Annotated in this window: 10 protein-coding genes and 1 pseudogene; 3 read left to right on the plus strand and 8 right to left on the minus strand. The window is 61.3% G+C overall.

Annotated elements, in window-relative coordinates; translation table 11 throughout:
- Positions 1-125 precede the first annotated feature (125 nt).
- The gene (ilvB, locus tag QYH69_RS35375) at positions 126-1847 is read right to left on the minus strand and encodes a biosynthetic-type acetolactate synthase large subunit (RefSeq protein WP_308836281.1); all 1722 of its coding nucleotides are present in this window, start codon (positions 1845-1847) and stop codon (positions 126-128) included.
- 61 nt (positions 1848-1908) lie between these two features.
- Positions 1909-2364, minus strand: a complete 456-nt coding sequence (locus QYH69_RS35380; RefSeq protein ID WP_308836272.1) for an L-dopachrome tautomerase-related protein — start codon at positions 2362-2364, stop codon at positions 1909-1911.
- Positions 2365-2454: 90 nt separating this feature from the next.
- Between QYH69_RS35380 and QYH69_RS35385 the strand changes: the two genes are divergently transcribed.
- Genes QYH69_RS35385 through QYH69_RS35395 form a run of 3 tightly spaced genes read left to right on the plus strand, consistent with a single transcriptional unit; the run spans position 2455 to position 4763 of the window.
- The gene (locus tag QYH69_RS35385) at positions 2455-2865 is read left to right on the plus strand and encodes a transposase (protein WP_308836273.1); all 411 of its coding nucleotides are present in this window, start codon (positions 2455-2457) and stop codon (positions 2863-2865) included.
- The gene (tnpB, locus tag QYH69_RS35390) at positions 2862-3206 is read left to right on the plus strand and encodes an IS66 family insertion sequence element accessory protein TnpB (protein WP_308836274.1); all 345 of its coding nucleotides are present in this window, start codon (positions 2862-2864) and stop codon (positions 3204-3206) included. The genes QYH69_RS35385 and tnpB overlap by 4 nt, the downstream gene beginning before the upstream one ends.
- Before the next feature lie 30 nt (positions 3207-3236).
- Positions 3237-4763 (plus strand): IS66 family transposase, encoded by a 1527-nt coding sequence (locus QYH69_RS35395; protein WP_308836275.1) that lies wholly within the window; start codon positions 3237-3239, stop codon positions 4761-4763.
- 368 nt (positions 4764-5131) lie between these two features.
- Here the strand turns inward: QYH69_RS35395 and QYH69_RS35400 are convergent, their stop codons facing one another.
- From QYH69_RS35400 to QYH69_RS35425, 6 genes and pseudogenes are all read right to left on the minus strand, one after another.
- Positions 5132-5494: a hypothetical protein gene (locus QYH69_RS35400; protein ID WP_308836276.1), complete on the minus strand. Its 363-nt coding sequence runs from the start codon at positions 5492-5494 to the stop codon at positions 5132-5134.
- A 217-nt stretch (positions 5495-5711) separates the two neighbouring features.
- The gene (locus QYH69_RS35405; protein ID WP_308836277.1) at positions 5712-7028 is read right to left on the minus strand and encodes a hypothetical protein; all 1317 of its coding nucleotides are present in this window, start codon (positions 7026-7028) and stop codon (positions 5712-5714) included.
- Between the two features lie 549 nt (positions 7029-7577).
- A complete protein-coding gene (locus tag QYH69_RS35410; RefSeq protein WP_308836278.1) occupies positions 7578-7799 on the minus strand; it encodes a hypothetical protein in 222 nt (73 codons plus the stop codon).
- The gene (gene istB, locus QYH69_RS35415; RefSeq protein ID WP_308836279.1) at positions 7796-8560 is read right to left on the minus strand and encodes an IS21-like element helper ATPase IstB; all 765 of its coding nucleotides are present in this window, start codon (positions 8558-8560) and stop codon (positions 7796-7798) included. The genes QYH69_RS35410 and istB overlap by 4 nt, the downstream gene beginning before the upstream one ends.
- A pseudogene (locus tag QYH69_RS35420) lies at positions 8547-9593 on the minus strand (IS21 family transposase); the annotation flags it as partial. The pseudogene QYH69_RS35420 and the gene istB, both read right to left, overlap by 14 nt.
- 40 nt (positions 9594-9633) lie before the next feature.
- The coding region (locus QYH69_RS35425) for an IS3 family transposase (RefSeq protein ID WP_308836280.1) at positions 9634-9982 on the minus strand (349 nt) is incomplete at its 5' end.

Raw genomic sequence — 9982 nt, forward strand, 5'->3', positions numbered from 1 at the left:
TCGCATTCACGCAGCGATACTATCTGAAACAGCTCGCTGCTTAACCCGTTGGCGTCCACGGCTTCCGACCGACCTCATCCAATGTCGGATTCCGACCGCCATTCACACGGGCCAGCGACCAGCGCTCAGTCTCGCGAAGTCAGCAGCATGTCGGTCAGAGCCGCTCCGCTCGGCACCATCGGCCAGACGTTTTCAGCCGGATCGGTAACGAAATCCATGAAGACCAGTCTGTCTTTAGTCTGCAACGCTTCCCGGATGACGGGTTCGACGTCGGCCGGACGCTCGATGCGAAACCCCGAGTGTCCGTAAGCTCGCGCAAGCGCAACGAAGTCAGGCAGCGCATCCATGTACGACTGCGAGTATCGGCTACCGTAATGCACGTGCTGCAGTTGCTTGACCATCCCGAGGTAGCCGTTGTTCAGCGACACGATCTTGATCGGAAAGTGATATTGGCGGCAGGTGGACAGTTCCTGAATACACATCTGGATGGAGCCGTCGCCTGTAATGGTGATCACGTCCTTCTCGGGGAAGGCGCGCTTTGCGCCCATTGCATAGGGAAGGCCGACGCCCATAGTGCCAAGTCCTCCGGAGTTGATCCATTGCCGCGGTGCTTCAAATGGATAGAGTTGCGCGGCCCACATCTGGTGCTGACCGACATCCGAGCAAAGAATAGCCTGTCCGTGCGTCGCTTCCCAAAGCTTTTGAATCACGAACTGCGGCTTGATCACGAGGTCGCTGGCGCTATACGCCAGACATTGCCGGGCTCGCCACGTATCGATCGAGCACCACCATGCCGCGCGCCGACTCCGGTCGAGCATGGTGTGCTTCAAAACTTCGAGCAGATCGACTAAAACCTGCTTCACATCGCCGACAATGGGAACATCCACCTTGACGCGCTTACCGATGCTGGCCGGATCGATATCGATGTGAATGATCTTGCGCTGCTGGCTGGCAAAATGCTGGGTGTTGCCGATCACCCGATCATCGAAGCGCACACCGATCGCCACCAGTACGTCGCACTCGTGCATCGTCATGTTGGCCTCGAGTGTGCCGTGCATGCCGGGCATGCCAACAAAGCGTCGGTCCGTGCCGGGAAATCCACCGAGACCCATCAGCGTATTGGTGACCGGCGCATCGACCACCTCCGCTAGTTCCTTGACGAGGTGTGAGGCGTTTGCGGCGATCACGCCACCGCCGGTGTAGATATACGGCTTTTGCGCGCTGGCAATCAGTGCAGCGGCCGTGCGGATCTGTGCCGGATGGCCCTTAGTATGAGGCCTGTACGAACGCAGCGGCACGCTTTCCGGGTAGAAAAACGGATAAGTTGCCAATGCGACGTCCTTCGGTACGTCGACCACGACGGGGCCGGGCCGCCCGGTGCACGCGATATGAAATGCTTTCTTGAGCGTAATGGCCAGATTTGCGACGTCGCGCACGAGGAAGTTGTGTTTGACGACGGGCCGTGTAATGCCGATCGTGTCGCACTCTTGAAATGCGTCTTCGCCCATTGCGTCGGTGGGCACGTTGCCGGTGATCACGACCAGCGGGATGGAGTCGAAATAAGCCGTCGCAATGCCGGTGATGGCGTTCGTCACGCCCGGTCCGGAGGTGACGAGCGCCACGCCGGGGCGACCGGTGGCACGCGCATACCCGTCGGCAGCGTGCACGGCCGCCTGCTCATGGCGCACCAGAATGTGTTCGATCGACTCGGCCTTGGCAAGCGCGTCGTAGATCGGTAAAACCGCACCGCCAGGATAGCCCCAGATGGTATCAACGCCCTCAGCCCGCGATGCGGCGACGACGATCTCGGCGCCGGCCAGTCTGGGGTCGCCTTGGCGGTGTGACATGGCGGCATCGCGATGCTTGAAGATATCTGCGGCTTTCATGGATGAGAGGATGGATAGTCGATCAGGGTTGCAATGTCGCTGGCGAGGCATTGACCTTGACGCGGAACAGCGTGTATGGCTTGCGGCGCAGATCCGTCCCACCATTGAATTGTGCCATCCGGTTCAACTGGTTCGCGGTGAAGTACAGGTATCCGTCCGTGCCAACTGACAACGTATCGGGCCACAGGATGCGCGGGTCATGAGCAATCGTCTGCCAGCTGCCATCCGGATTCATCTTTCGAATGCTGTTGCGTTCGTAGTCTCCCGCATAGACCGCTCCGCTTGCGTCGGACTCCAGCCCGTCGGAGGCGCCTTTTTCACCGAGGTCTTTAACTGTCGCCTCGACGTCCGACTCGGGCACGTTGCGATCGCGCAGCAATGCAGTAGGTACTGAGAACAGATGCCGGCTCGACAACGGCGAGTAGTACAGCGTTTTTCCGTCCGCAGACAACGCGATGCCATCCGATGCGATGTGCAATGGTGCGCGGTGGCCGCTCGTAAGCGCCTCGTTTCGACCGTTGTTGAGTTAAACGTATAGAGACGCGATAGTGGCTCCCACCATTTTGAAGTGGCGGGAATCATTTTGGCACCAGAAGAGAAGACCATCGTGGGCACCCGCAAGGGCCGCCCGAACCATAGTGCAGAGTTCCGGCGTCAGCTGGCTGTGGCTGCATGCGAACCGGGCGTGTCTGTCTCGAAGCTTGCGCGTGAACATGGCATCAACGCGAACATGCTGTTCAAGTGGCGACGCCGGTATCAGGCAGAGCGACAGGCCGAAACGACCAGGCTGATTCCGGTGACAGTGGTCAGCGATGTACCCAACGACATTGGGCCCGCGGCATTAGCCGAAGCGGCAGTGATGAAGCCGGGTGCGCCCGCCGGTACGATCGAAGTGCGAATCGGTCGAGCGGTGGTCAGGGTGGATGGCGTGGTCGACGCCGAAGCGTTGCGCACGGTACTGGAGAGTCTGCGCTCGTGATCGGCTTGCCGGCGGGCACACGCATCTGGATCGCCGCGGGCGTCACCGACATGAGGTGCGGGTTTCAGGGGTTGGCGGCAAAGGTGCAAACCGTGCTCGAGGAGAATCCCCTGGGCGGTAACATGTTCATCTTCCGCGGCCGCCGCGGCGATCTCGTGAAGCTGCTTTGGGCTACCGACGATGGGTTGTGGCTGTTGGCCAAACGATTGGAGCGGGGCCGTTTCGTCTGGCCGAATGCCGACAGCGGCAAGGTTCATCTGACGACCGCGCAACTGTCGATGTTGCTCGAAGGCATCGATTGGCGACAGCCGCGTCGAAGCGCGGCACTGTCGATGTTGTAAACCGCACCGAAGCTCCGTAAACTGCGCCGTATGTCGACTGGCGCCGATCTCCCCGATGATGTTGAAGCCTTGAAGGCCATGCTGGTCGAGGCCCGCGTTCAACTCGCCGAACGCGATCTGGAGATCGAGCGCCTGAAGGCGCAGATCGATAAATTCAGGCGCATGCAGTTCGGCCGCAAGTCCGAGCAACTGGACCGGGAGATCACACGGCTCGAAACGCAGCTCGATGATCTGACGGGCGGGCGTGGCGTTGCCGACGTGCTGCTCGCGCATCAATCGGGTACGGGCATGCCCGCCGGCGACACCTCTGCCAGGCAGGCGTTGCCATCCCATCTGCCGCGTGAAGAGCGCGTGCTCGAAGCGGCGTCGATCTGCCCGGACTGCGGCGACGCCATGCAGCCACTGGGCGAGGACGTGTCCGAACAGCTCGCCCGTGTCGCTGCCATGTTCAAGGTGATTCGCACGATCCGGCGCAAGGCGGTCTGCACCTGCTGCAAGCGCTTCTCGCAGCCGCCGATGCCGGGCCTGCCGATTGAGCGCAGCATCGCCCACCCGAGTCTGCTGGCCGACATCCTCGTTTCGAAGTTCGCCGACCACGCGCCGTTGTACCGGCAATCGCAGATTGCCGAACGCGATGGCGTAAAGCTCGATCCTGCCAGCATGGGACGCTGGGTTGGCCAGTGCGAAGCTCTTTGCGAGCCGCTGACCGAGGCATTGCGCCGTCACACGGTGGCCACCTGGAAGCTGCATGTGGACGACACGCCGATCCCGGTGCTTGCGCCGGGCAACAGGAAGACGAAGACCGGGCGACTCTGGGTATATGTGCGCGACGACAGGCGCTCGGGTTCGACGGATCCGGCTGCGGTGTGGTTTGCATACTCGCCGGACCGCAGGGGCATCCATCCTCAGACCCATCTTGCCGGATTCGAGGGCGTCCTGCAGGCTGATGCCTACGGCGGCTTCAACGAACTGTACGAAAGCGGCAAGATCCGTGAGGCCGCATGCTGGGATCACGCGAGACGATATCTCTATGAAGTTCACGTGCGTACGCCGACTGAAGCAACAAGGCACGTGCTCGAACGGATCGGCGAACTCTATGGCATCGAGGCCGACATCCGCGGCAAACCAGCTGTTGAACGCCTGCGCGTACGACAGGAGAGAAGCTTGCCGCTGCTGGCACTCATCAGGGCGTGGATGACGGAGAAACTCGCGACGCTATCGAAGAAGTCCGATCTGGCCAAAGCAATCAACTACTCGCTCAACCAGTGGGATGCGCTCGTGCTGTATTGCGAGGACGGTCGTATCGAGATCAGCAACGCTCTTGCCGAGAACGCCCTGCGCTGCGTCAGCCTTGGTCGCAAGAACTTCCTGTTCGCAGGCTCTGACAGCGGGGGCGAACGCGCGGCCGCGATGTACGGCCTGATCGGGACATGCAAGCTCAACAGCATCAATCCGCGCGCCTATCTCGAATACGTCCTGACCCATATCGCCGATCATCCCATTAATCGCATCGACGAACTGTTGCCCTGGAACGTCGTCGCGAAACTGCTCCGGTAGTGCGGCCCATCCGCATCTGCTGACTGATTCCACCGGGCCAAACCCATCCCCCAATCATGCCTCACCCGCGCATCGCATTGCGAACGGCCGTCACGAGGCGCTTACCTCCATTGCAGAACACATCGAGTTGTACAACCGCAAGCGGCCTCATGCGAGCCTGTCGGATAACACGCTCGAGCTGCAATACGCACATGGAGTGAACCAGAAAAGATCGCTCGACATTAACGACGAGTTGCACGCGCAAGATTCAGATGCGATATAGTGGGTCGAATGCTGCGCCGTCATCGAGTTCCGCCAACACTCTGCGACTGATCGATCGACGACAAGACACTCGGACAGACATGCATGCGAGGGAGTGGGGAAGGAATCTATATCCTCAGCCACTGCCCCCCAGAGCGGATGCGCACGAGTTCCATCGCTTCGACCAATCTGCGGTTCGCTTCGACCAGCGTTCGAATGCCTAACATCACGGATGCATAACTACCGTTCCGGTAGACAATCACCGCGTGCCCAGTCGAAAGACTTCGCATACGGAATGCTCGCACCAGTTGGCGGTAGTCATTGAGCACCGCGCTCGAGGTCAGCAGTGCTTCATCTACAGCCCAATCGTCAATACTGCCGCCCCACCAGTCGACCGTGCTTTCCGCGATGAGCGCGACCACGACGCGTCGGTTCGCTGCGACCTGGCCCGCGCGATTCAACGCCAGATTGATTTCATCATTGGTGTTCAAGCTGACGATCCTTAGCGATCCAGAAATTGTGCTGTTTCTAGTTTAGCGATAAGCGGGAGCAAATCGGTTGAGTATCCCGCTTGCTGTTGCGCAGACCATTAGTCATAACCGAGGCATCCTTCCAGCGAAGCAACGATCTCCCCCGATAATGTCGGGGGTGTCGGGCACCAGCCGCTGGCGTACGGCCTCCTTAGCAGCCTGATGGCTTGTGAGGACTTTATCCGAGGCCACCCAATAGCGCTAGTTCCTGCGGATCGACAATCCCGGCCGCCCGGGCCGCCGTGTGCACGGCTGCGCCGTGCTCGATCAGCGACAATGCAAGCTCCCTTCGATCCGCCATAGTCCGCGGCACGCCCGTCGTATGAAAATCACTGGGTTCATAAGCCGGCAAGCTCTCGTGGCGGTTAGCGCTATCTACTTCGAGCTCAGCCAAGGCATGCGCGAAATCGTCGGACGTGTCGGGTGGCAAGTCCCGGAGCGCCGCTTCGGCCGTCTGATAACCCTTCGACACGCTATGTATGGCGAAGAGCCGGTTCAACTCCTGCGGATCGACAATTCCTGCCGCCCAGGCCGCTGCGTGCACGTCCGCGTCGTGATCGATTAGCGACAATGCAAGTTCCCTTCGATCCGCCACGGTCCGCGGCACGCCCGTGGTATGAAAATCGCTAGAATTTGCCAAGGCGCCGCTGCCCTGTGGCGTGGGCGCCGATGCCGAATCCGATCTGGCGTCATAAGCCCGCAAGCTCTCGTGGCGGTTGGCGCTATCTACTTCGAGCTTGGCCAAGGTCTGCACGAAACGGTCGCGTTCACGCGTCTCACGTGGCAATTTACGGAGCGCCGCTTTGGCCGTCGGATAGTCCCGCGACACACTATGCATGGCTAAGAGCCGCTTCAGTTCCCGCGGATCGACGATTCCGACCTCTGCCGCCGCCGCGTCTGTCTGCTGGGGCCGCGTCGTGAAGGGAGTTGCCGTGCTGGCATGAGGTTGCGGCGACACACTGCCGAATTGCGGAGGCGGCCGATTCGAATTGAACTCAGGCTGCGTCCAGGGCGCTGCTGGCCCGTTGGCGTAGCCATTTGAAACCGCCCTCACCATCGGAGGCATATGGGCGGCGGTGGGCTGCACGTAGAACGATGCAGGGGAAGGCTGATATGTGTATAATCCAGCCGCGCCCGGGACACCGTTAAAGGGCATGGCCACGGGGAACGGGCACGGGCTCGGCGTCGCGAACGCCCGGCTTATTAACGATGCCAGCGTCTGCATGGGAAGTTGCAGCATTCTCAGCAGAGAAGTGCCATACCCAGCCTCGATCGGGACACCGTTGAGGGGCACGGCTGTGGCGAACACGTACGGGCCCGGCGTCACGAATGCCCGACGATTTGACCGTGTGAGATGCTGCATGGGCAATTGTTGCGATCCCAGCGTGCCATAGGCAGCCGCGCTCAGGACGTCGTTAAAGGGCGGGGCCATGGGGTGCGAGTGCTGGCTCGGCACCGCGAACCCTGAGTGCAACGACCGTGCCGGATCTTCCATGGGTGACTGCGGGCTCAGCGGCTCAATTGAATACCCTTCCCACCGTCTCGTAGGAGAAATATCGGGGACGCCTTCGCGCAGAGACACGTCATATTTTGCCGTGGCCGGTACAGATCTTCCGGGCAAGGGAGCGCGCGGGCGATGCCCCGCAGTCTGCCTTCCGTTGAACGGAGCAATCCCGCGAGCAAAGCGCTCCTCGCGCGAGGGATTCGCCACGCGACTTTCATCCGCATCCTCTGTACGGTACAGCGGAACATGTGTGGCACGCGCATACGAAGTGACGATAGGAGGTGACATCTGGCCTTGATTGACGTTATCGAACGGCTTCACTGCCGGTAGCATCTCATGGCAACCATATGTAACGCTCCCAAATTCGCGAAATACGGGTACATCACGCGAATCTCGCCCGAACCGGGAGAGCCAGATGGCGGTGCCGGCGATTAGTGTTGACGGCGGCGTAAATCCGCACGTAAATGGCGGCGCAAGGTTGACCAGGACCGTCAACAATGAAGCGCCGTTGACGGGCTCGGTCTGGGTGGCCGGTCCCAGTCAGAATGGATCGCCGATGTCGTTGGGATTGGGATCCTCGGGAGGGGAATACTGTTCGCGCAGCAGGTCATGCAGGGCGAGGTCATAGAGCATGCAGATCCGCGCACGCAGATCCTCAATGAGTTCGAGGACGGCGAGCGCCTGTGCGGGCGACCAGTTGTCCGGTATCAGGAAGTCGAGCCCACGGGTAATGCCCGAAGGCAGATGTGCCAGGCGCTTCATGATTTCTTCTCCGCACGCGCGCTACTGCGTCTGCTGGCACGCTGCTCGGCCCTCTCGCGCGCTTCCTTGACCCGGTAGGATTCGCCCTCGATGGCAATGACTTCGGCGCGATGGACCAGCCGGTCAACGAGCGAGACGACACAGGCGGCGTGCGGGAACACCTCGTGCCATTCGGAGAACGGTCTGTTGGTGGTGACCACGGTACTTGCCGAGCCGTACCTGCGGCTGACCAGTTCGAACAGCAGGTCGGCGTGGCGGTTTGGGTACGAGAGGTAACCGACCTCATCAATCACCAGGACGTCAGGGGATGCATAGCGACGCAGGCGTCGACGCAGCGCCGAATCGCTGTCCAGTGCGGCCAGTTCGCCGAGCATCTGAGCGGCGGTAGTGAACAGCGCGGTGTGACCGTGCACGAGCGCCTGATAGGCGAGATTGAGCGCGAGGGTTGACTTGCCGACACCATTCGGGCCAATCAGCACGACGTTGGCGGTATCCCTGACGAACCCGAGCGACATCAGCTCTTCAACGGCAAGCCGGTCGCAGCGCGTGGGCCAGTTCCAGTCGAAGTCGCACAGCGGCTTGAAGTTGCCCAGGCGTGCATCGCGGATACGTCGCTCCAGTGATCGGCGGGCGCGCTCATCCTCTTCCCACTGCAACAGCGGCGCGACCCACTGTTCGGCGGCCACATCGGACCAATGCGCGAGCAGTTCGTACAGACGCAGGGCGTTCGCGCGCCCCTGAAGGTTCTCAGGCGTGTTCATCGGCGCCACCCGCAAGCTGGTCGTAGATGTCGAGCCGGTGTGGTGTCACCAGCGTGTCCTTGCTGCGCACGTGTTCGGGCAGGATGAGGGTGACTGGCGGCGGGGCCTGCCGTGCCTCGCGCCGGCGCTCAAGCGCCAGACGTACCGGATTGGGATGAGGCGCCGCGTCGCTGGCAAGGGTTTCCTCGATCGCGGCCTGCAGTTCGGCGGGGCCATAGCGGTCGAGCAGTCGCAGCAGGTGCGTGGTGATATTGCCCAGATTGCCGCCACGCTCAGCGGCGTGCAGCATCAGGGTCCGGCTGGCCGGCGCAGCCCGGGCCAGATGATCAAGACCGCGATGGTGACGGGCCTCGCGCTTGCTTGCGACGAGCGCATCGATGTGTGCGGCAATCTCGATCTGCGCGCCGCGATCGTAACTGCGTTCATGGGTGGCGAGCAGATCGGCGCCGTCGAGAATGCGTACGCGCCGGGGATCAGCGCGTACCGTGAGCGTGCGTCGCACATGGGTATATGGGATCGTATAGTCGTTCAGGTCGAAGCGCACGTAGGGCGTCTTGCCGACCTTCACGGCGAGAAGCAGCTCACACGGGTACGGATTCTCCGGCAACGTGAGCAGGCTGGGCTGTTCGCGCCCGAAGGCCTCGCGCACGGTGATCATGGGTTCTTCGCGGCAGGGCCGCTCAGCAGCGGGTCCTGCGCACCAGATTGCCGCCTGGGCATTGAGATCGTCGAGGTCCGTGAATCTGCGAGCGGCAAAGAAGCTCTCGCGTACAAAGCGGATTGCCCGTTCAACGCGCCCCTTCTCGTTGCCCCGTGCGACAGCCACCGGACGCGGCTCATAACGATGATGCGCGGCGAACGCGAGCAATGTCGGGTGGAAGCGGATCGCATCGCCCTGACGCTCAAGCACGGCGCTACGCAGGTTATCGTAAAGCAGAACCTTGGGGACCCCGGACCATGCTTCGAAGGCGCCGGCATGTCCTGCCAGGAAACTGTCCATACGGGCATCGAGGAAGAAGCACAGATAGATCTGTGAGGTTGACCCGCTTCAACGGCCAGATTTGCAGTTGAGATCAGTACGATATTGATCCTCCGTTAAGCGTTGAGTCGCGGGTTGTCCACGGGCGGGCGGCGGGTCGCCTGTCACGACCATGACGCTGCCCGCCGGTGGGCAACCCGCGCGACGATGATGTTTGTTCCTGCGCATGCAGGTTTTCGAATTCGAGCGGCGAGCAATAGCCGATGCTGCTGTGAAGGCGACGGATGTTGTACCAGCCTTCCAGAAAGGAGAATATGCGTCGCCGCGCCTGCTCGCGGGTAGCGAAGTGTTCTCGACCGAGCAGTTCTGTCAGCGTCGGATAGATACTCCCCACTTTCGTCGAAGTAATTTTCCCCAGTTTTTTATCTGAGGGCGCCGCGCTA

Source organism: Paraburkholderia sp. SARCC-3016 (genome assembly GCF_031119615.1).
Lineage (GTDB): Bacteria > Pseudomonadota > Gammaproteobacteria > Burkholderiales > Burkholderiaceae > Paraburkholderia.

Excerpts from the sequence above, each read along its gene's own strand:
- istB (WP_308836279.1), bottom strand. The coding sequence starts at position 8,560 with ATGAACACGCCTGAGAACCTTCAGGGGCGCGCGAACGCCCTGCGTCTG.
- ilvB (WP_308836281.1), bottom strand. The coding sequence starts at position 1,847 with ATGTCACACCGCCAAGGCGACCCCAGACTGGCCGGCGCCGAGATCGTC.
- QYH69_RS35395 (WP_308836275.1), top strand. The coding sequence starts at position 3,237 with ATGTCGACTGGCGCCGATCTCCCCGATGATGTTGAAGCCTTGAAGGCC.
- QYH69_RS35405 (WP_308836277.1), bottom strand. The coding sequence starts at position 7,028 with ATGGAAGATCCGGCACGGTCGTTGCACTCAGGGTTCGCGGTGCCGAGC.
- QYH69_RS35410 (WP_308836278.1), bottom strand. The coding sequence starts at position 7,799 with ATGAAGCGCCTGGCACATCTGCCTTCGGGCATTACCCGTGGGCTCGAC.